At 65.7% G+C, this 21444-nt stretch carries 19 protein-coding genes; 8 read left to right on the top strand and 11 right to left on the bottom strand.

Features of this window, described 5'->3' with window-relative positions; all coding sequences use genetic code 11:
• Positions 1–101: 101 nt before the first annotated feature.
• Entirely contained in the window at positions 102–1541 is a 1440-nt protein-coding gene (locus tag IVB28_RS07420; RefSeq protein WP_247525425.1) for a TAXI family TRAP transporter solute-binding subunit, read from the bottom strand.
• Between the two features lie 142 nt (positions 1542–1683).
• Between IVB28_RS07420 and IVB28_RS07415 the strand changes: the two genes are divergently transcribed.
• On the top strand, positions 1684–1974 hold the full coding sequence (locus IVB28_RS07415; RefSeq protein ID WP_247525424.1) for a 4a-hydroxytetrahydrobiopterin dehydratase: 291 nt from the start codon (positions 1684–1686) through the stop codon (positions 1972–1974).
• A 100-nt stretch (positions 1975–2074) separates the two neighbouring features.
• The gene (locus IVB28_RS07410) at positions 2075–2464 is read left to right on the top strand and encodes a YkvA family protein (RefSeq protein ID WP_247525423.1); all 390 of its coding nucleotides are present in this window, start codon (positions 2075–2077) and stop codon (positions 2462–2464) included.
• A 169-nt stretch (positions 2465–2633) separates the two neighbouring features.
• Here IVB28_RS07410 and IVB28_RS07405 read toward each other — a convergent pair whose 3' ends face one another.
• On the bottom strand, positions 2634–3608 hold the full coding sequence (locus tag IVB28_RS07405; protein WP_247525422.1) for an NADPH:quinone oxidoreductase family protein: 975 nt from the start codon (positions 3606–3608) through the stop codon (positions 2634–2636).
• Between the two features lie 227 nt (positions 3609–3835).
• Between IVB28_RS07405 and IVB28_RS07400 the strand changes: the two genes are divergently transcribed.
• The 6 genes from IVB28_RS07400 to argG all read left to right on the top strand — a co-directional run bounded on the left by IVB28_RS07400 (position 3836) and on the right by argG (position 9717).
• Entirely contained in the window at positions 3836–4675 is an 840-nt protein-coding gene (locus tag IVB28_RS07400; RefSeq protein ID WP_247525421.1) for an SDR family oxidoreductase, read from the top strand.
• A 107-nt stretch (positions 4676–4782) separates the two neighbouring features.
• Positions 4783–5445, top strand: a complete 663-nt coding sequence (locus IVB28_RS07395; RefSeq protein WP_247525420.1) for an invasion associated locus B family protein — start codon at positions 4783–4785, stop codon at positions 5443–5445.
• Between the two features lie 181 nt (positions 5446–5626).
• On the top strand, positions 5627–6829 hold the full coding sequence (gene rlmN / locus IVB28_RS07390; protein WP_247525419.1) for a 23S rRNA (adenine(2503)-C(2))-methyltransferase RlmN: 1203 nt from the start codon (positions 5627–5629) through the stop codon (positions 6827–6829).
• Positions 6830–6960: 131 nt separating this feature from the next.
• On the top strand, positions 6961–7455 hold the full coding sequence (locus IVB28_RS07385) for a hypothetical protein (RefSeq protein WP_247525418.1): 495 nt from the start codon (positions 6961–6963) through the stop codon (positions 7453–7455).
• A 54-nt stretch (positions 7456–7509) separates the two neighbouring features.
• The gene (locus tag IVB28_RS07380) at positions 7510–8286 is read left to right on the top strand and encodes a phosphatase PAP2 family protein (RefSeq protein ID WP_247525417.1); all 777 of its coding nucleotides are present in this window, start codon (positions 7510–7512) and stop codon (positions 8284–8286) included.
• A gap of 93 nt (positions 8287–8379) precedes the next feature.
• The gene (gene argG, locus IVB28_RS07375; protein WP_247525416.1) at positions 8380–9717 is read left to right on the top strand and encodes an argininosuccinate synthase; all 1338 of its coding nucleotides are present in this window, start codon (positions 8380–8382) and stop codon (positions 9715–9717) included.
• A 159-nt stretch (positions 9718–9876) separates the two neighbouring features.
• Here the strand turns inward: argG and IVB28_RS07370 are convergent, their stop codons facing one another.
• The 9 genes from IVB28_RS07370 to sdhA form a co-directional block, all read right to left on the bottom strand.
• Positions 9877–12054, bottom strand: coding sequence for an OmpA family protein (locus IVB28_RS07370; protein ID WP_247525415.1), 2178 nt, complete (start codon positions 12052–12054; stop codon positions 9877–9879).
• Between the two features lie 186 nt (positions 12055–12240).
• Complete coding sequence (locus tag IVB28_RS07365) at positions 12241–12483, bottom strand: hypothetical protein (RefSeq protein WP_247525414.1); 243 nt, start codon at positions 12481–12483, stop codon at positions 12241–12243.
• Positions 12483–12968, bottom strand: coding sequence for a pyridoxamine 5'-phosphate oxidase family protein (locus IVB28_RS07360; RefSeq protein ID WP_247525413.1), 486 nt, complete (start codon positions 12966–12968; stop codon positions 12483–12485). Before IVB28_RS07360 ends, IVB28_RS07365 begins: the two co-directional genes overlap by 1 nt.
• A gap of 63 nt (positions 12969–13031) precedes the next feature.
• Positions 13032–13418, bottom strand: a complete 387-nt coding sequence (locus tag IVB28_RS07355; RefSeq protein ID WP_247525412.1) for a VOC family protein — start codon at positions 13416–13418, stop codon at positions 13032–13034.
• 24 nt (positions 13419–13442) lie between these two features.
• Positions 13443–14267, bottom strand: coding sequence for an FkbM family methyltransferase (locus IVB28_RS07350; RefSeq protein ID WP_247525411.1), 825 nt, complete (start codon positions 14265–14267; stop codon positions 13443–13445).
• A gap of 107 nt (positions 14268–14374) precedes the next feature.
• Positions 14375–16327 (bottom strand): ABC transporter ATP-binding protein/permease, encoded by a 1953-nt coding sequence (locus IVB28_RS07345; RefSeq protein WP_247525410.1) that lies wholly within the window; start codon positions 16325–16327, stop codon positions 14375–14377.
• A 51-nt stretch (positions 16328–16378) separates the two neighbouring features.
• Positions 16379–18532: an ATP-binding protein gene (locus IVB28_RS07340; protein ID WP_247525409.1), complete on the bottom strand. Its 2154-nt coding sequence runs from the start codon at positions 18530–18532 to the stop codon at positions 16379–16381.
• 206 nt (positions 18533–18738) lie between these two features.
• Complete coding sequence (locus tag IVB28_RS07335; RefSeq protein ID WP_247525408.1) at positions 18739–19521, bottom strand: succinate dehydrogenase iron-sulfur subunit; 783 nt, start codon at positions 19519–19521, stop codon at positions 18739–18741.
• Positions 19522–19607: 86 nt separating this feature from the next.
• On the bottom strand, positions 19608–21443 hold the full coding sequence (gene sdhA / locus IVB28_RS07330; RefSeq protein ID WP_247525407.1) for a succinate dehydrogenase flavoprotein subunit: 1836 nt from the start codon (positions 21441–21443) through the stop codon (positions 19608–19610).
• Position 21444: the final 1 nt, after the last annotated feature.

Raw genomic sequence — 21444 nt, 5'->3', positions numbered from 1 at the left:
GCGGTCGTCGCGAAGGATTGCCGCGGCGCGGATGGAGGCCTCTATGGTTCCAGACGCGCGTTCCGCGCTCCTCACCATGAGGGTCTCAGTGTAACGCAAGCTCAGGCGTTGCCTGCGGCCCTGAAGGCTGCACCCGCGCGCTGCAGGTTCTGCGGCAGGCTGAACAGCACCGCTTTGCGGTCGGCGACGGCGGCGTGGAATTGGTCCAGCGCGATGTTGAAGGAAGTGAGCGCGGCCTCCTCGATCGCGCCGTGATCGAAGCAGCGCAGCGTGTCGCGCAGGATCTCGTCGGCCTCGGTCTGCATCTGGTCGAGCTCTTCGGTCGTCTCGCATTTGCGTGCGGCGGCGATCATGTCGAGCAGGCGTTCGCGCTGATGGTTGTTGTTGTCGCGTTCGTCCTTCTTCAGATAGCCCGCGAACCAGGCGCCGATCGAGCCCATGGCGGAAACTGCCATCAGGCTCCACCAGATGTAATCGCTGTATTTGTCGAGGAAGGTCTTTTCCTCGCCGTCGACGAAAGCGGCTGCGCCGGGATGCACCGGGATCACCGCATCCTTGTCGGTGTCGGGCGTTTCGATCTTCGCCGCGAGCGGGAATTCCGTCACCAATTGCTGGCGCACGGCGAACAGCTGGCGCGTGAACGCCGCGATGGTGGTTTCAGACACGCCTTTGCGCGCCACGACGTGGTGCGAGAAGCTGATGGTTTTGACTTCGTCCTCCGGGCGGGCGGGCGAGCCGCCATAGGTGCCGGCGGGAATTTCGGAGGCTTCGTAGACCGGATGGTTCTGCGCGATCGCATCCGCCGAATCGATCGCGAGGAAGTTGGGCGCGCCGAAATCCTTGATGGAGGCGGCGATTGCATCCGCCGTGATCTTGCTGTTGACCGGGCCGGCGGCGAGATAGACGTCGGCCTTTTGGGCCTTGATCGCCTCGGCCACTTCATTGGCCGGGAATTGCACGATCTCGACTTTGGCGGGATCGACGCCGTATTGCTGCAGGATCACCTTGAGCAGATTGACATTGGCCTGGGTGCGGCCGACCACGCCGATGCGATGGCCGGCGAGCTGCGAGATCTTGGTGATCTTCGGGCCCCGCTTCTTGCCTTTGCCCGGTACGGACCACAGCACCACGACGTTCTTGCGCAGGGTCGCGACCGCTTGCGCGTTCTTGGGCACGTCGAGATCGCCGCGCACGATGGCGAGATCGACCTTGCCTTCCGCAAGCGCATTGGCGCTGGCCGCGGCGCCGTCGGTCTGGATCGGCCGCAGCCGCACCTGGCTCTTGGTCTGCGTGAAAGCCTGCGTCAGCGCCTGCACGACCTTGACGTCGTCGCTGTTTGCGGGACCGACCGCGATCTTCAGCGTCACCGGCCGCATCGCGAAGTAATAGCCGCCGGCGAGCGCGCCGACGATCGCAAGCACGAGTGCAAGAGTCACGAGCGCCGTCTTCCGCGCCGCGGATCGCGGCGAAGGGGGCGCTTCGGCCAGGTCCAATCCCCCGGTCATCGATCTCCCAAACAGGCGCTTCAGGCTCAGTTTCATCTTGGCCGGCGCAATTGTAGCAAATTTCCTGTCCGGCGGGGTTACATCTCCGTCATGGTTAGCGGATGGCGGAAATCCCCGTATGAACCCGAGGCGTCAGGACGATGTTAGGGTAAAGTTCCCCTGAAGGACGGAGACGACCATGGCAGAACGGCTCTCGGCGGAGGCGCGCAAGCAGGCGCTCAGCGGACTACCTGGCTGGAGCGAGGTTCAGGGCCGGGATGCCATCGGGAAGACCTTTATCTTCAAGGATTTCAACGAGGCGTTCGGCTTCATGACCCGCGCCGCGCTGGCCGCGGAGAAGATGGATCACCACCCCGAATGGCGCAACGTCTACAAGACCGTGGAGGTGGTGCTGTCGACCCACGACGCCGGCGGCGTCACGGCGCTCGACATCGCGCTGGCCAGGACCATGAACGCGGTCGCGGGCTGAGATCGGCCGACGTCTTGCAGCAATCGGCCACATCCCCATCTTGTGATCAGCCGGGATGTGGCTGATCCGCCGCCCGGGCTGAATAGGGAGTTTGTCGAACATGGCTGCCGAACACAGCGTCGGTTTCGAGCCGGCCGATCGGCTCGCGGAAGATCGCGAGAGCGTGCGCCGCCGCTTCTGGCGCAAGCTGAAGCGTGTCGCTGCGCATCTGCCGTTCGCGGAAGACCTGCTTGCTGCCTATTACTGCGCGTTCGATCGGCAGACGCCGCGCCACGTCCAGGCCTCGCTGCTCGGGGCGATCGCTTATTTCATCCTGCCGTTCGACTTCGTCGCGGACGTGATGCCGATCCTCGGCTTCGCCGACGACGCCGCCGTGCTCGCCACCGCCATCCGCATGGTTGCCGGCCACATCACCAGTGAACACCGCGACGCTGCTCGCGCAGCGCTGAAGCGCGGGGTGGATGAAGCGGAAGTGGAAGCCGCGCAGTAGCTATCGCCGCATCCTCTGCTGTCATTCCCCGCGAAGGCGGGGAATCCAGTACGCCGCGCCTTATCGATTCAACAACGCTCGTCACGGAGTACTGAATCGCCCGGTCAAGCCGGGCGACGACAGCTGAGTGTGTGGTGACGATATCGCGACACTCTACGCGCCGACATCCTCACGGATGCAGGATCACCTTGCCCATGGCCTGGCGTCCCGCGAGCACCTTCAGCGCGTCCGCGGTCTGGGCCAGCGGGAAGGTGCGATCGACATGCGATGAGATCTTTCCCTCCGCGGTCCACTTCACGAGCTTCTCGAGATTGGCGCGGTTCTTCTCCGGATTCTGCCGGGTCCAGGCGCCCCAGAACACGCCGCGGATGTCGCAACCCTTCAGCAGCGCGAGGTTCAACGGCATCTTCGGAATGTCGCCAGCGGCAAAGCCGATGACGAGGAAGCGGCCTTCCCACGCAATCGAGCGCAGTGCCTGCTCGGCATAGGCACCACCGACCGGATCGAAGATGATGTCGACGCCCTTGCCGCCGGTGAGCTTGCGCAGGCCTTCCTTCAGATCTTCCTTGGCGTAGTTCAGCGTCAGCTCGGCACCATGCGCTTTGGCGAATTCGAGCTTCTCGTCCGACGAGGCGCAGGCAATCACCTTCAGCCCCATCAGCTTGCCGAGCTCGCAGGCGGCAAGGCCGGTGCCGCCGGCAGCACCCAGCACCGCGAGCGTCTCGCCCGGCTTCGGGCTGGCGCGATCTTCCAGCGCATGCAGCGCGGTGCCGTAGATGATGATGATGCCGGCGGCCCGGTCGTAATCCAGATTGTCCGGGATCTTCACGATGGATGCCGCCGGCAGCGCGATCTTCTCGCGCGCGCCGTTGTGGCCGCAGGAGGCGACGACGCGATCGCCGACCTTCAGATCGGTCACACCGTCGCCGATGCTCTCGATCACGCCCGCGACTTCCGCGGCCGGCGAGAACGGGAACGGGGGCTTGATCTGGTACTTGCCCTGAATCATCAGGAGGTCGAAGAAGTTCAGCGCCGCCGCCTTGATCGCAATCACCGCTTCGCCGGGACCGGCCACCGGATCCGGCACCTCAGTCAGCACGAGATCGTCGGGCTGGCAATATTGCGAGCAGAGGATGGCTTTCATGGCGGCACCTTGGGCGTTTCGAGTGGAGTTATAGTTGGCCCGGTTTTGCCGGATTTAGGGACGGGCGACAATCCAGATTCTTTGTCTGAGGTTACGCGCCGGCCTATCCTCGTCATTGCGAGCGCAGCGAAGCAATCCAGAGTCCGTCCCGCGGAAATAGTTTGGATTGCTTCGTCGCTTCGCTTCTCGCAATGACGGAGCAAGAAGGAAAATGGAGGAATCAAACGATGTTTGAAACAAGCCTGCTCAGGTCCAAGCGCATTCTCGTCACCGGCGGCGGCTCGGGTCTTGGCGCGGCGATGGGGCGTCGCTTCCTCACGCTCGGCGCCGAACTCGTCATCTGTGGTCGCAAGCTCGATCGGCTCGAAGCGACCGCACGCGAGATGCGTGAGCAGACCGGCGGCAAGGTCACCACCATCGCCTGCGATATTCGCGACGGCGCTGCCGTCGAGGCGATGATGGACGCGATCTGGCGTGAGGCGCCGCTCGATATCCTCGTCAACAACGCGGCCGCGACCTTCATCGCACAGAGCGAGCATCTGTCGTTCCGAGCGGCCGATGCGATCCTGGCGCCGACGCTGCATGGCGCGATGTATTGCACGCTCGCTGCCGGCGGGCGTTGGATCGAGGCCAAGCATGGCGGCGTCGTGCTCTCGATCCTCTCGACCTCGACCATCACCGGCCGTGCCTTTACCGTGCCGTCGGCGATGGCGAAATCGGCGCTGCTGGCGATGACCAAAAGTCTTGCGGTGGAATGGGGGCCGAAAGGCATCCGCACCGTCGCCATTGCGCCGGGTCCGTTCCCGACCGCGGGCGCCTCAGGGCAGCTCCGCCCCGAGGGCCGTGACGAAGGCTGGACCGCGCGCAATCCGCTGAGACGTACGGGCGAGCACGGCGAGCTTGCCGATCTCGCCAGTTTTCTGGTCTCGGACCGCGCCGGTTACATCAATGGCGAGATGGTCGTGATCGACGGTGGCGCGCATTTGCGCAGTTCCGGCGCCGAGGATTTGCTCGGTTGGACCGATGCGCAATGGGCCGAGCAGCGCGCCGCGCGATCCAAAGGCTGATACCGCTAACTGCCTTCCCAAATTGGACTTTCCCGGCTATCCCTGCCCCGGGGACAAAGCGCGGCCGGGCCATCTTCCAGTCACAATATTGAGGGAACCACTCCAACATGTGGCGGGCGCTGATTTTAGCTTTGATGACTGGCGTGGCGGCCGGGGGTATCGCCAATTCCGCGCGGGCGCAGACGGCGCAACCGGCGCCCAAACCCGCTCCAAAGGAGGCTGCACCGAAATCGGCTGCGCCGGCGGCCCAGACGACCGCGAAGTCGGCTGCAAAGCCCGAGAGCAAGCCGCCAGCCCCGCCCGCGGCGGTTGCGGGCGGTGCGGAGCCGACCCTGATCGGCCAGTTCGGCACCTGGGGCGCGTATTCGGCGACGCCCAATGGCAAGAAGGTCTGTTTCGCGCTGGCAAAGCCCTCGTCGTCGAAGACCAACCCGCCAAACCGGCCGCGCGATCCCGCCTATGCCTTCGTCTCGACCCGGCCGGCGGAGAAGGTCACCAACGAAGTCTCGGTCATGATCGGCTACGCGCTGAAGCCGGGCTCGGAATCCTCGGTCGAGGTCGGCGGCGCCGCGTTCGCGATGTACACGCAGGGCGACGGCCTCTGGATCAAGAACGCGGCCGAGGAGGAGCGGATGGTCGAGGCCATGCGCAAATCCGCCGAGCTGGTCGTCAAGGGCGTCTCGGCCAAGGGCACCGAGACGACCGACACGTTCTCGCTGAAGGGTCTCGCCCCGGCACTGGACAAGATCGGCCAGGATTGCAGGCGGTAACCGCTAGTCGTCAAGGCTGAGGACGATAAGGTCGCAATCGGGTGTTCCGGTTGCTATATAGGGGCGGTTCGAAGTTTTCTTCCGTCATTCCGGGGCGCGCGAAGCGTGAACCCGGAATCGCGAGGTTCCGGGTTCGATGCTCTGCATCGTCCCGGAACGACCACACATTCAGGTCCATTCAATGCAACCGACGACCGAGCCGCACAACACAACATTGGTGGAGAAGACTCCGCTCGAAACCTACGTGCCGCCAGCAAAACCGTCGCTGATCGGTCTGTCGCGCACCGAGCTTGCCGATCGCCTCGGCGAGATCGGCGTCGCGCCGGCGCAGCGCAAGATGCGGGTGCAGCAGCTGTGGCACTGGATGTATTTCCGGGGTGCCCAGAGTTTTGACGACATGACCTCGATCTCCAAGGGCATTCGCGCCGAGCTCGCGCAGCACTTCACGGTGGACCGGCCCGAGGTCGTCGCCGAACAGATCTCCAACGACGGCACCCGCAAATGGCTGCTGCGCCTGCCGAGCGGCGACAACGTCGAGCGCGCCCATGAAGTCGAGTGCGTCTACATCCCCGAGACCGATCGCGGCACGCTCTGCGTCTCCTCGCAGGTCGGCTGCACGCTGAACTGCTCGTTCTGCCACACCGGGACGCAGCGCCTGGTGCGCAATCTCACCGCCGGCGAGATCGTGGGGCAGGTGATGGTCGCACGCGATCGCCTGAATGACTGGGCCGATCGCGAGGACGGCACCCGCCGCGTCACCAACATCGTGATGATGGGCATGGGCGAGCCGCTCTACAATTTCGACGCGGTGCGCGATGCGCTGCTGATCGTCGGCGACAATGAAGGCATCGGCATCTCCCGCCGCCGCATCACGCTGTCGACCTCGGGCGTGGTGCCGAACATCGTGCGCGCGGGCGAGGAGATCGGCGTCATGCTCGCGATCTCGCTACATGCCGTGCGCGACGAGCTGCGCAACGAGCTGGTGCCGCTCAACCGCAAATATCCGATCAAGGAGCTGCTGCAGGCCTGCCGCGACTATCCCGGCGCCTCGAATGCGCGACGCATCACGTTCGAATATGTGATGCTCAAGGGCGTCAACGATTCGCTCGATGATGCAAAGCTGCTGGTGAAGTTGCTCAAGGGCGTTCACGCCAAGATCAATCTGATCCCGTTCAATCCCTGGCCCGGCACGGCCTATGAATGTTCGGACTGGGACCAGATCGAAAAATTCTCCGAATACATCTTCAACGCCGGCTATTCCTCGCCGGTGCGCACCCCGCGCGGCCGCGACATCCTCGCCGCCTGCGGCCAGCTCAAGTCGGAAACCGAAAAGCTATCCGCCCGCGAACGCCAAACGCTGCGCGCCATGGCGATGACGGATTAGCTTGTCATGTGCATGCTGTCGCAACCTCGTCATTGCGAGGAGCGCAGCGACGAAGCAATCCAGACTGTCTCTGCGGACACATCTCTGGATTGCTTCGCTGCGCTCGCAATGACGAAAACGTTGGCTTCGGCATGTCCCTGATCGGCCGCCTCGTCGTCATCTTCATCGGCTTTCTCGCCGCCTGCTTTGTCGGCGGCATGATCGTGGTCGTGGCGCTGCTGTTTCCGGAATTCGCCGATCTCGGCGCCGGTCCCGTCGATCAGGGCACGATCGACATCCTGCTTGGTTTCGGCTTCATCTTCGTCTCCGGTTTTGCGCTGGTGCCGGCGGCGGTGATCGTTGCGATCACCGAAGCACTCTACATTCGCAGCGCGCTCGCTTACGCCGTCGGCGGCGGCCTCGTCGGGCTCGCCTGCTATCTCGGCCTCGTCCCCTTCCACTCCGACACGTTCCAGTTCGAAGGCATCGTGCGCCGTCACCTGGAGATCATGACGGGCGCAGGCATCGCCGCCGGCGTGGTCTACTGGCTGATCGCCGGCCGCAACGCCGGCGCCTGGCGTGAGCCGCTGCCGCTGCGCAAGCCGCCGCCGCCGCTACCGTCCAATTCGCGGCCTGACGTGCGATGAGCCGTGCCGCTTCCGGGGTTTCCATCCCCATCCCGCTCCGCTAAACCGCGCGCCATGAACCGTACCGGACTCTTCATCGCCCTGGCGCTGTGGCTCGTGATCGGCGTCGTTTTCGGCCTCTATCCCGAGCTCGATCTCAAGCTCGCCTCGCTGTTCTTCGATCCCCAGACGAAAACCTTCCCGCTCAAGCTGAACGACTGGGCCGGCTTTGCGCGTGACGCTGCGATGTGGGTCGCCTGGGCCTTCGTGCTGCCGTCGCTTGTGGCGCTCGTGGTCAAGATGATCCGGCCCGATCGTCCCTTGATGGTGTCGGGGCGCGCGATCGTGTTCCTGCTGGTCACGATCATTCTGTCAGCCGGCATTCTCACCAACCTCACCTTCAAGACCTATTGGGGGCGACCACGGCCGGTGGTGGTGACGCAGTTCGCCGGCGACCAGCAGTTCGTGCCGTGGTGGGATCCGCGCGGCGGCTGTGCGCGCAACTGCTCGTTCTTCTCGGGCGAGGGCGCGACCGCGTTCTGGACACTGGCCCCGGCCGCGCTGGCCCCGCCGGCATGGCGGCCGCTCGCCTATGCCGGAGCAGTCATCTTTGGCGCGGTCACCAGCGGGCTGCGCATGGCCTTCGGCGGGCACTTTTTCACCGATGTCTCGATTGCCGGCCTCGTCACCTTCGTCGTGATCTGGTTCGCCTATGCGTTGATTTACCGCTGGCCGCGGACCCGGTTCTCCGACGAGGCGGTTGACGCTGCTCTGACCCGGCTGAACATGCCGGCCTACCGGCTTCGTCAGCGCCTGTTCGGCCGCAAGACCGGTCCCGAGGCGTCGGTTTAAACCATTAAATGCGTGCTGATCCCCGCGAAATTTGATATTCGCGCGGTCAAGTTCGCCCCGACATCAGCCCCTTGAGACCCGATTGGAAGCGCCATGACCACGATTCTGAAAAGCCTGCCCAAGGGTGAGAAAGTCGGCATCGCTTTTTCGGGTGGCCTCGACACCTCTGCGGCGCTGCTCTGGATGAAGCAGAAGGGCGCGCGTTGCTACGCCTACACCGCCAATCTCGGCCAGCCCGATGAGGCCGACTACAACGAGATCCCGCGCAAGGCGATGGAGTTCGGCGCCGAGAAGGCCCGGCTGGTCGATTGCCGCACGCAGCTCGTCCATGAGGGCATCGCCGCGATCCAGTCGGGCGCCTTCCACATCTCGACCGGCGGCATCACTTATTTCAACACCACGCCGCTCGGCCGCGCCGTCACCGGCACCATGCTGGTCGCGGCGATGAAGGAAGACGGCGTCAACATCTGGGGCGACGGCTCGACCTTCAAGGGGAACGACATCGAGCGCTTCTACCGCTACGGCCTGCTCACCAATCCCGGTCTGAAGATCTACAAGCCCTGGCTCGACCAGCAGTTCATCGATGAACTCGGCGGCCGCGCCGAGATGTCGGCGTTCATGACCGCGCAGGGCTTCGCCTACAAGATGAGCGCCGAGAAGGCGTATTCGACCGACAGCAATCTGCTCGGCGCCACGCACGAGGCCAAGGATCTCGAGAGTCTCGACAGCGGCATCAAGATCGTCAACCCGATCATGGGCGTGCCGTTCTGGCGCGACGACTGCGCCGTCAAGGCCGAGAAGGTCGTGGTGCGTTTCGAGGAGGGACAGCCGGTTGCGCTCAACGGCAAGACCTTCCCTGATCCTGTCGCGCTGTTCCTGGAAGCCAATGCGATTGGCGGCCGCCACGGCCTCGGCATGAGCGACCAGATCGAGAACCGCATCATCGAGGCCAAGAGCCGGGGCATCTATGAAGCGCCCGGCATGGCGCTGCTGCACATCGCCTATGAGCGCCTCGTTACCGGCATCCACAACGAGGACACCATCGAGCAGTACCGCATCAGCGGCATGCGCCTGGGACGCCTGCTCTATCAGGGCCGCTGGTTCGACTCGCAGGCTTTGATGCTGCGCGAGACCGCACAGCGCTGGGTCGCACGCGCCGTCACCGGCGAGGTCACGCTCGAGCTGCGCCGTGGCAACGACTATTCGATCCTCAACACCGAGAGCCCGAACCTTACCTATGCGCCTGAAAGGCTCAGCATGGAGAAGGTCGAGGACGCCGCGTTCTCGCCGGCCGACCGCATCGGCCAGCTCACCATGCGCAATCTCGACATCGCCGATACCCGCACCAAGCTGAAGCTCTACAGCGACACGGGACTGTTGTCGGGCAGCGAAGGCTCGCAGATCTTCCGGCTGGAGAGCGACAAGAAATAGCGCGACCCGGGATTGCGGTTTCGCTCGTCATTGCGAGCGAAGCGAAGCAATCCAGAATCTTTCCGCGGCGGCAGTCTGGATTGTTTCGTCGCTTCGCTCCTCGCAATGACAAGAAAATGGCCGGGATTGCTCCCGGCCATTTTGCATTTGTCTGTCGCCTCAGCGCGGCGGCGCGGTGCCGGGCGGGGGCGGCGGCAGCGAGGCCTGGCCGCCGTTGAGCAACGGCGTGATGTTGCGGATCGTGACGCGACGGTTGATCGCGCTCGGCCCCTGCGTCTGCTCCTTCAGGTACTGCTCGCCATAGCCCTGCGAGGTCAGGTTCTCGGCCGGCACACCGAATTGCTGGGTCAGCAATTCGGCCGCGGACTGCGCACGACGGTCCGACAATGACAAATTGTCGACGTCGTTGCCGACCGCGTCGGTGTGACCTTCAATCAGGAACACCACGCGCGGGTTGGCCTGAATCGCACGGTTGAGACCGTCGGCGATCGACTGCAGCTTCGCCGCCTGATCCGGTGGGATGGTCCACGATCCCGTCTCGAAGTTGATCGTGTTGAGGTCGATGCTCGGCATCTGCATGCGAACATTGGGGCTGTAGCGGATCTCGTCGAGCGTGTAGCGACGATTGATCCGTTGCACCGGCGGCGCCACCATCGTCTGGTAGATTACGTCCGGCGACGCCTCCTCGGCGTCGACGATATAGCGATCATAGGGAATGTTCACGACCGGCGGCGGCGCGTCGACATAGAAACCGCCGACCGACTGCGGATCGCGGTAGCTGTTGTCGATGATGATGATCTCGCGCCCGGCCGGATCCCTGCGGATTCGGCGCAGCAGCCGACCGTCCGAACCGACAACAGTAATGATCTGGCTGCCGTCGGGACGGATGACCACGGTGCGGGTATCGCCGCCGACAGTGTCGGTGCGGATGTCTCGGGCGCCATAGCGGAAGCGATAGAGATCGTTGCCGCGGACGTAGGTCTGGCCACCCGGGTCGCGGATGATGATGCGGTCCGGCTCGGTGTAGACGGTGCGGCCGCCTTCGATGCTCTCGCGTCGCTGGTTGCGGTAGTCGGCGATGGTGGCGCCGACCACGGCACCGGCCACCACGCCTGCACCGATTGCAAGCGGTGTCAGGTCACGCTGCGGCGGACGTGGCGGCGGTGGCAGCGGTGCTGCGACGGTAGGCGCAGACCGGAACGCCGGAGCGACGGTTGGGTGAGCGTATTGCGCCCTGTCGGGAGGTGGCGCTGCCGCTGGCGTGGCTGGCACGACACTTGGCGCTGCGGCGCCGGGCGGCGGCGTGGGTCGAGCCGGGACCCCCGCCTGCGGTGAGGCGGGCGGTGTTCCGGCAGCAGGCGCGCCCGCAGGCGGCGTACCACCCTGAGGACCAGGTGTCGGCGCCACGGCGCCGGGGGCCGGCGTCGCCGCCGGGCCCGCGCCGGGACGTCCGGGCGGCGGAGTCGGGGTGGCGCCACCCGGGGCGGGCGTCGCTGTGGGAGCGGGTGCTGCGCCGGGAGCCGGCGTCGGCGATCCCGCAGCCGGAGGCGTGCCGGGACGTCCGCCGGGCGGAGGTGTACCGGGACGGCCAGCTGGCGGCGCACCAGGCGTGCTGCCCGGAGCTGGGGTCGCGGTCGGCGCAGGCGTTGTCGTGGGTGCGGGCGTTGCCGGTGTGGCCGCCGGGGCAGGCGCACCCGGACGCGCCGGAGGCGCTGCGGTCGGAGCAGGCGGCGTCGCCGTCGGCGCCGGCGCGGGCCGTCCCGAAGGACCCGCTGCAGGAGGCGGCGGCGGTGGTGGAGGTGTCGGAGCCGGGCGCGCCGCAGGCGGCGGCGGGGTCGGTGCGTGCTGCTGGGGAGCAGCGGCCGGCGGGGGCGCTGGCGGCGTCGGAGCCGGGCGTGCCGCAGGCGGCGGTGTCGGCGCATGCTGTTGCGGGGCCGCGGCCGGAGGCGGCGACGGCTGCTTCGGTGCGGCAGGCGGCGGCGGTGGCGGTGCCTGATGAGTTGGCGCCGGCGGAGGCGGCGGGGCCGGACGGGCCGCTGGTGGCGGAGGCGGAGGCGGCGCCGCTGGGCGCGGCGGTGCGGCCGCGGGCGGCGGCGCGGCAGGCGGATGGGGCGGTGCAGCCGCGGGCGGCGGTGCGGCCGGACGTGCGGGCGCAGCAGGCGGCGCGGCCGCTGGTCCCTTCGGCGGCTGCTTCGGTCTACCGTCAGGGCCCGCGTCCTGTGGCTGGGCCTGCGCGACCACGAGCGGCGGCGCACTTTGCGCTTGCGATGCAGAGCTTGCGAATTGCATCGCGGTCAGAGCCGTCGTTGCAAGCAGCACGAAACGAAGATTGGTCATGGTGGTGAACTTCCCCGGAAGGTTCTTGGACGACGTGCTGGGATGAACCGCTATGCGTTAGGCCGGATTGTGGCGGACGAAGCAGACGCGGCCCGATTTATTTCTGCACGCAAATCACCTCACTATGGTGACGTTCATTGCGCATTCAGACGCAGGTTGCAATTGCAACGGCTGTGATGCTTCGCCTCATGTGCGATCCCGCGGCGAACTTGCGTCCGTCGCGGGATTCGGCGTGAGCGGCCCGTTCGGTCCGCGGGACGGAATCTCTTCAGGCATGCGGCCCGGCAATTCGTCGGGCGGCGATGGCGCGCCAGGCTCGCGCACCGGCGGCGCGATTTCGGGCTGCGGATTGCCCGGCGGAATCCCGGGGGGCGGCTCGGTGGGCGTACCCGGTGTCGACGGCGGGATCTCGGGCGGTTCGATGGGCATTACATCGAGACCTTGCGGTTGTCGCCGATGTCGGGGCGTGTGTTCGTCACTGCGGCAGCTGCCATCTTCACATAGGAGATCACCGTGCCCGGCGAATCCCAGAACTCGGCATCGTCGGGCGTGATCTTGAGCACGCGGATGTTGGGGTCCTCGGCGCTGTCCCACCACGCCTTGGCCGGCGTCGAGAACAGCTCCTTGATCTTCGCACGGTCGTTGGAGACCGCGGCGGTGCCCGTCAAGGACACGTACTTCTGGCTGCCTGCATCAGCGAATGACAAATTGATGGAGGGATGGCGTGCGATCTCCTCATCCTTGTGGTTTCGGGCGTCGGTCAAGAAGAAAATCGCGTTCGCGTCACGCTCGAGATGAGCGCTCATTGGCCGCGCGCGCAGCTTGTCGCCGTCGCGCGTCACAAGCATCGCGAAGCCGATTTTCTTCATCAGCTCCCAGGCGCGATCGACGTCGCGGGCATTGTCGTTGGCCATATCGTGCTCCTTCTTGCAAGAGACGATAACGGCCGGCCGGGAACGAGGTTCCCCGCCGGAATCCTATTCCGGAGCGTGGCAGACGGCTTCGATGTTGTGGCCGTCGGGATCGAGCACGAAGGCGCCGTAGTAGTTCGGATGGTAGTGCGGGCGGATGCCGGGGGGGCCGTTGTCGCGTCCGCCGGCTGCGAGAGCCGCCTTGTAGAAGGCATCCACCGTGGCGCGATCCTTCGCCGCGATCGCGATGTGCACCGGCTTGTTCATCGCGCCCTCGCCGCCGAACCAGAAATCCGGCTTGCCGTCGGAGCCGAAACCTGCGGTCGCGGCGTGACCGGTCTGCTCCGCCGTGACTTCCATGATCAGGCCGTAGCCGAGCGGCGCCAGTGCCTTGGCGTAGAACGCTTTGGCGCGCTCGTAGTCGGAGACGGAAAAACCCAAATGGTCGATCATCGCTGGCCCCTTTGTTCGTTCTCGTCAGCGCGACAGGAACGTATTGCTCCGCGTCTTGCGCGCGATCGTAAAGCCGCGCGCGACCATGTCAGCGATACAATCCTGCTGCCATTCGTTTTGTGACAGATGCTCGATCACCACCGCGCGCGGCCAGAGCGATGGCGGCGCGTCGCGGAAAAAGCCGATCAGCACGCGGTCCTCGAAACCTTCGACGTCGATCTTGAGCGAATCGACCTGGGTGACGCCGGCCTCGTCGAGGATGCGCGTCAGGCGGAGCGACGGCACCTTGATCGCGTCAGCGCTGGCTGCGCCGGTGACGACGTGGGTGGCGCCAAGATTGCCGCCGCCGCTCTCGATCATCAGCTCGCCGTCGCTGGCCCCGGCTGCCGCCTGCACCAGGCGCACCTGCATCGCTTTCGAAGCGGCTTGATTGAAGGAGAGCCGGGCAAATGTCATCGGATGCGGCTCGATCGCGACCACCTTGCCTGTGGTGCCGACCTGTTGCGCCATCACCAGCGCAAACGTGCCCACATTGGCGCCGACGTCGACGAACACGCCACCCGCCGGGGTGTGCTGGCGCAGGAAGTCGAGCTCGTCGAGATTGTAGTCGGGATTGAACAGTGCGCCGCGCTCGGTTGCACTGCCCTGATGGTAGAAGCGGAACGAGGCGCCCTGATATTGCACGTCGAGCGGGCCGCCGCGCAGCAGATTGACCAGCCGTGACATCCAGGGACGGAACGCGCCGCGCTTAAGCCCCGACCGTGTCGCAAGGCGGATTACCGCAGCCTGCGCCGCATTGGGCGCAAACGCGCCGAATGGCGCGGACGAAGGGGTATTGTCGGTCGTCAAGCAGCAGGTCCTCGTTGCAAGCGGCGCATGCATAGCCGGTTTTGATGAGGACTCCAACGTTGCGAGAAAAGAATGTAGCCCGGATTGCGCTGCGCGGGCTACGCGGCTCACGCCGCCTTCTTCGGCGCCTTGCGCTGCCTCAGGAATCGCCCGAGCAGCTTGCGCCTGCCCTTGCGTGGGATCAGCTCGATGTCGCTGACGAGCTTGGCGCCGCCCTTGCGCCGCTCCAGCACGATCTTGCGGCTGTGGAAGGCCTCCAGTTCGACGCGGTGCGCCACGCTGACGATGGTGGCCTTCGGCAGCTCGTCAGTGACCATCTTCATCATCTTGTCCTGGCTCTTTTCGTCCAGCGCGGATGTGGCCTCGTCGAGGACGACGATGTCGGGGCTGTGCAGCAGCAGCCGTGCGAAGGCGAGGCGCTGCTTCTCGCCGCCTGACAGCGTCTGGTCCCAAGGAGCCTCCTCCTCGATCTTTTCCTTGAGATGATCGAGCCCGACCTTGTGCAGGGCTTCGCCGATCTCCTCGACGGTCCAGTGGTCGACCGCGCCGGGATAGGCGACCGCACGGCGCAGCGAGCCCGAGGGTATGTAAGGCCGCTGCGGCAGCATGAACAGCCGCCGGTCGGGATGGAAATTGACGCTGCCGCCGCCCCAGGGCCACAACCCTGCGATGGCGCGCACCAGCGTGCTCTTGCCGGTGCCGGATTCACCGGCAACCAGCAGCCGTTCGCCCGCCTCGATCACGACTTCGGTCTCGCCGACCACGGCTGTGCCGTCGTCGAGCGTGACCGACAGATCCTTCATCTCCAGCATGGCGTCGTTGCTGGTTTCGCCGCGCTTGATGCGGCCGAGACCGTCGCCCTGTTCGGCGCGCTCGAGCCCGTCCAGCGACATCATCAGCGAGGCGATGCGGCGCGCGCAGGCGTTCCAGTCGGCAAGCCGCGGATAATTGTCGACCAGCCAGCCGAACGCGCTCTGCACGATGGTGAAGGCGGAGGCCGCCTGCATCACCTGCCCGAGGGTCATGCTGCCGTCGAGGAATTTTGGCGCGCAGAGCAGAAGAGGGACCACGGGCGCAACGAGGCTCGACCCTTGCGAGACCAGCGTGGTGCGCATGTGCTGCCCGGCGAGCTGCGCCCATTGCCGCAGCACGTTGGTGAAGTTGCGGTCGATGCCGCCGCGCTCTTCTTCCTCGCCGCCGAGCAGCGCGATGCTCTCGCCGTTCTCGCGCACGCGCGTCAGCGTGTAGCGGAAATCGGCCTCGGCCTGGTTCTTGTCTTCGGACACCTGCACGAAGCGCCGGCCGATCACCAGGATCGAGCCCGAGGCGATTCCCGCATAGAGCATCGCGGCGATCACGAGGAAGCCCGGAATGGTCACCGAAGAGCCACCAAGCGTGACGGTGAGGGCGCCGCCGATGGTCCATAGCACGACGATGAAGGTTACAGCCGACAGCAGCGCGGCCGTCACGCCGGCGACGAAATCGACCGGGGAATCGGTCGCGACGCGCAAATCCTCCGCGATGCGGTATTCGGGATTCTCGTGATCGCCGCCGACGAGGTTGAGCTGATAGTAGCGCCCATTCTTGAGCCAGCGCGTCAGCACGCTCGAAGTCAGCCAGGCCCGCCAGCGCCGTTGGATGCCCATGCGCGCGAAGACCTGCGCGACGGCGAGCACGATGCTGCCGATCGCGAGCGGAAAGAACAGCGCGGTGAGATGGAAGACGCTCGCCGCATCGCGCTTTTCGATCGCATCGAAGATAGCCCTGTTCCATACATTGATGCCGTACTGGAAGCCGACGGTGAGAATGATCAAGAGGCCAAGGCCGATCGAGAACGGCCAGGCGAGGCGATCGCCGCTGCGCCCCCAGAAGCCGCGTGCGCTGATCCGGAAGCGTGTCAGCAGATAGTCCTTGCGGACCTGCTCGGCCTCCTCGGGTGACAGTTCGGGGTCGGGCTCGAGCAGCTCCGGGGGCGGCGGCTCGACCTCGTCGCCACTCTCGCCCTTGATGCCGACGATCGGCGGCTTGTCGTGTTCGCGCTTCGCGGCGGGCTTGTGCATGAGCCGACAACGCCAGGGGAACTCGCCGGTTCCCGCTGGGTTCCGCAGCCCTTATTCGGCGGCGCCGTCCCGGACGCGCCGGATCCGGGCCGCCCGGTGCAGAACGCGCGACAATTCCTCGATCGAATAGGGTTTTTGCACGAGATCGAAGCCGGCCACGCCATCCTGTGCCAGCGCCTGGCTGTAGCCCGTGGTCAGCACGATCGGCACGTCGATGCCGCGGTCGCGGATGGACCGCGCCAGATCAAGTCCGGTCATCCCCGGCATGACGACGTCCGAGAACACGACGTCGAAGCGATCGGCGTCCACGACGAGCTCGGCGAGCGCGTCGGTGGCATTGTCGACCAGCGTGATGCTGTAGCCGAGCTCGGTGAGACCATCGGCCGCGAAATTGGCAAGCTCGATATTGTCCTCGACCACCAGCACCGACATGCCGCTGCCGGCCACCGCCGGCGCCGTGTTCGGCGCCTGCCGCTGCGGCAGCAGGTCCGGCGCCACCCGCGGCAAGTAGAGCGAGAAGGTGCTGCCGTGCCCGACCTCGCTCGTGACCGTCACCTCGCCGCCGGATTGCCGCGCGAAGCCGAACACCTGGGACAGGCCGAGGCCGGTGCCGTGGCCGACTTGCTTGGTCGTGAAGAACGGCTCGAAAATGCGATCGAGTCGGGCGGCGGGAATGCCGATGCCGGTGTCGCTGACGGTGACCCTGATGAAGCCGTGGTGTCCCGGGCTCTGGCTGCCTGAGGGGCCGGCCAGCGTATCCGGAACGGTCGTCGCGGGCTCCACCTGGAAGGTGATCCGGCCCTTGCCCTGCATGGCGTCGCGCGCGTTGGTCGCCATGTTGATCAGCGCCGTCTCGAACTGGCCTGCATCGGCACGAACGAGGCAGGGCTCTGCGGGCAGGCGCATGGCGATTTCGATGGCCGGGCCCAGCAGTGGCGTGAGCATATCGTGCAGCGCCTGCATCCGTTCGCCGACGTCGAACACCTCCGGCTTCAGGGTCTGGCGCCGCGCAAAGGCGAGCAGCTGGGAGGTCAGCTTGGCCGCGCGGGCCACGGCGTCCGCAATGGCTGTGATATAGCGCTGGCGCCGCTCCTCCGGCAGTTGCGGCCGGTTCAACAGGTCGACGGAGGCGCGGATCACCGTCAGCAAATTGTTGAAATCGTGCGCGACGCCGCCGGTGAGCTGCCCGAGCGCCTCAAGGCGCTGGCTATGCTTGAGGGCCTCCTCGGCCTCGCGCCGCTTTGCGGCTTCGGCCTGAAGGTGCTGGGTGCGCCGTAACGCCAGCGCCAGCAACAGAAACAGGAGTGCGGTGGCGGGAATGCCGAACACCAGATGCTGGCCTATGGTGGCGAACCAGCGCGCGCGGATCGCCGAGGTCTCGAGCCCCGCGCTGACATAGATCGGGTATTCCGAGACGCGTCGGTAGCCGATGCGGCGCTCGATCCCGTCCGACGGCCAGGCGATGGTGATGAGGCCGTGCTCGGGGCGCGCCGCGATTTCGCGGCCGACCGGTCCGGTCGGATCGAGCCGAAGGTCGCGGTCGAGCCGCGGGAAATGCCCAAGCAGCACGCCGTCGGCGCGTCCCATCGCGAAGAAGCTGCCGGCATCCGGGCCGATGCGCGCATAGAAACTCTCGAAATATTCGGGGAGGACCGATGCCTGGATCACCCCGATGAAGCGGCCGTCTTCCGAGTCGCGGCGGCGGCTCACCCCGAAGAAGCGCGCGCCCTGATAAGGAGGACGGGGTGTCAGGGCGGTGCCGATGAACGTGCCGATGGTCTGGTCGACGTGGGCATAGAAGTAGTCGCGGTCCGCAAAGCCCAACGCTGGCGGCGGCGAGGCGAGGCTGTTGACAAGCGCTTTTCCGTCCGCGTCGAAGATCCAGGCCGATTTGAGCTGCGGCAGCGAGTCGGCCAGCCGCTTCAGGCGGCGGTGCAGCCCCGGCTCGCGCGCGCGGATGGTGTCGTCGGAGAGGCCGCGGACCACCTCGTTGAGCTCGGCAAGGCTGCGATCGATGGTCTCGAACACCTTGAGCGCGTGCTCATGCACCACGTCGAGCGTGCGCTCGATCTCCCGGTCGGCGATGTCGCGGGTCGATGTGTAGGAGATGGTCGCGGCGATGGCGAACAGAGCAATCGGCAGCGCCAGGGATGCCGCCATCATCCACTGCAACAGTCTCAGCGAATTGCGTTGCGCCCTCTGCACAGTCGCTCCGTCCCTGACGGGGAGCTTAACTGAATCTAGCGCGGGGAAGGAAGCAGCTTCTGCTGGAACCTATGGATGCGAACTGAAAACTTGCGCGTGCAGCGGGTCGGAGAAGACCTTACTCGAATTGGAAAATTCTACTGGAATCGACAGAGATCTCAGAATGTCCCGGCCGCTTTGGCCGGGACGCGAAGCATGACTTCGTCTCAGATCTGCCGTTCGACCATCTTGAGCTTGAGCTCGGCGATGGCTTCCGCGGGGTTCAGTCCCTTCGGGCAGGCCTTGGCGCAGTTCATGATGGTGTGGCAGCGGTAGAGCCGGAACGGGTCTTCGAGATTGTCGAGCCGCTCGCCGGTCGCTTCATCCCGCGAATCGGACACCCAGCGGTTGGCCTGGAGCAGGGCGGCGGGGCCGAGATAGCGTTCGCTGTTCCACCAATAGCTCGGGCACGAGGTCGAGCAGCAGGCGCAGAGGATGCACTCGTAGAGCCCGTCGAGCTTCTCGCGGTCCTCGTGGCTCTGCTTCCATTCCTTCTGCGGCGTCGGCGAGCTCGTCTTCAGCCACGGCTCGACCGAGGCGTATTGCGCGTAGAAATTGGTCAGGTCGGGCACGAGGTCCTTCACGACCGGCTGGTGCGGCAGCGGGTTGATCTTCACCGCGCCGTCCTTGACGTCGTGCATCGAGCGGGTGCAGGCCAGCGTGTTCTGGCCGTCGATGTTCATGGCGCAGGAGCCGCAGACGCCTTCGCGGCAGGAGCGGCGGAAGGTCAGCGAGGGGTCGATGTGATTCTTGATCCAGATCAGGCCGTCCAGCACCATCGGACCGCAATCATTGGTGTCGACGTAATACGTGTCGACGCTCGGATTCTTGCCGTCGTCCGGATTCCAGCGATAGACGCGAAACTCGCGAACCTCGGTCGCGCCCGCGGGCTTCGGCCAGGTCTTGCCGCCGGAAATCTTGGAGTTCTTCGGAAGTGCGAATTCAACCATTGCTCTAACCTTTCGTCATTCCGGGTTCGATGCTGCGCATCGCCCCGGAACGACGGCTAATGTTCGATCAGTACACGCGCGCCGTTTTAGTAAACGCGAGCCTTGGGCGGGATGTACTGCACGTCGTTGGTCATGGTGTAGTCGTGAACCGGGCGATACTCGATCTTGACCTTGCCGGCATGGTCCAGCCAGGCCAGCGTGTGCTTCATCCAGTTCTTGTCGTCGCGCTCGGAGAAGTCCTCGCGCGCATGCGCGCCGCGGCTCTCGGTGCGGTTGGCGGCCGAGTTCATCGTCACCACCGCCTGCGAGATCAGATTGTCGAACTCCAGCGTCTCGACGAGGTCCGAATTCCACACCAGCGAGCGGTCGGACACGGCGATGTCGGTGATGCCGCTGTGGACCTTCTCGATCAGGTTCTGGCCTTCGCTCAGGATGTCGCCGGTGCGGAACACCGCGCAATTGTTCTGCATCACGTGCTGCATGCCTTCGCGCAGTTTTGCGGTCGGCGTGCCGCCGGAGGCATAGCGATAATGGTCGAGCCGCCCAAGCGCGAGATCGGATGAGTTTGCCGGCAACTCCGGCTGGCTGGCATTGGGCGTGAGCTTCTCGGCGAGGCGGAGCGCCGCGGCGCGGCCGAACACGACGAGGTCGATCAGCGAGTTGGAGCCGAGGCGGTTGGCGCCGTGCACGGAGACGCAGGCGGCTTCGCCGATCGCCATCAGGCCGGGGATGATGGCGTTGTCGTCGCCGTCCCTCTTGGTCAGGACCTCGCCGTGGTAGTTCGTGGGGATGCCGCCCATGTTGTAGTGCACGGTCGGCACGATCGGGATCGGCTCGCGCGTCACGTCGACATTGGCGAAGATCTTTGCGGATTCGGAGATGCCCGGCAGGCGCTCGGCCAGCACGGCCGGGTCGAGATGGTCGAGATGCAGGAAGATGTGATCCTTCTTCTTGCCGACGCCGCGTCCTTCGCGAATCTCGATGGTCATCGCGCGCGAGACGACGTCGCGCGACGCGAGGTCCTTGGCCGACGGCGCATAGCGCTCCATGAAGCGCTCGCCTTCGGAATTGACGAGGTAGCCGCCTTCGCCGCGCGCGCCTTCGGTGACGAGGCAGCCCGAGCCGTAGATGCCGGTCGGATGGAATTGCACGAACTCCATGTCCTGCATCGGCAGGCCGGCGCGCAGCACCATGCCGCCGCCGTCCCCCGTGCAGGTGTGCGCCGAGGTGCAGGAGGCGTAGGCGCGGCCGTAGCCGCCGGTCGCCAGGATCACGGTCTGGGCGCGGAAGCGGTGCAGCGTGCCGTCATCGAGCTTGAGCGCGATGACGCCGCGGCAGGTGCCCTGGTCGTCCATGATCAGGTCGATGGCGAAGAACTCGATGAAGAACTCGGCCGCGTGGCGCAGCGACTGGCCGTACATCGTGTGCAGCATGGCATGACCCGTGCGGTCGGCGGCGGCGCAGGTGCGCTGCGCCTGGCCCTTGCCGTAGTCCATGGTCATGCCGCCGAACGGGCGCTGATAGATCTTGCCGTCCTCGGTGCGCGAGAACGGCACGCCCCAATGCTCGAGCTCGTAGACCGCCTCGGGCGCGTTGCGCACCATGTATTCGATCGCGTCCTGGTCGCCGAGCCAGTCCGACCCCTTGACGGTGTCGTACATGTGCCAGCGCCAGTCGTCCTTGTGCATGTTGCCGAGCGAAGCCGAGATGCCGCCCTGCGCCGCGACAGTGTGCGAGCGGGTCGGGAACACTTTGGTGATGCAGGCAGTGCGAAGACCAGCCTCGCTGCAGCCGACCACGGCCCTCAGGCCGGCGCCGCCGGCGCCGACCACGACGACGTCATAGGTGTGGTCTTCGATCGGGTAGGCTTTGCCGTTGGTGGCGGGAGCGCCGTTGCCCGAGCCATTCGTTGCGGTGGCCATG

Source organism: Bradyrhizobium sp. 199 (assembly GCF_023073355.1).
Taxonomy (GTDB): Bacteria; Pseudomonadota; Alphaproteobacteria; order Rhizobiales; family Xanthobacteraceae; genus Bradyrhizobium.
This window is presented reverse-complemented; position numbering and strand designations above follow the sequence as displayed.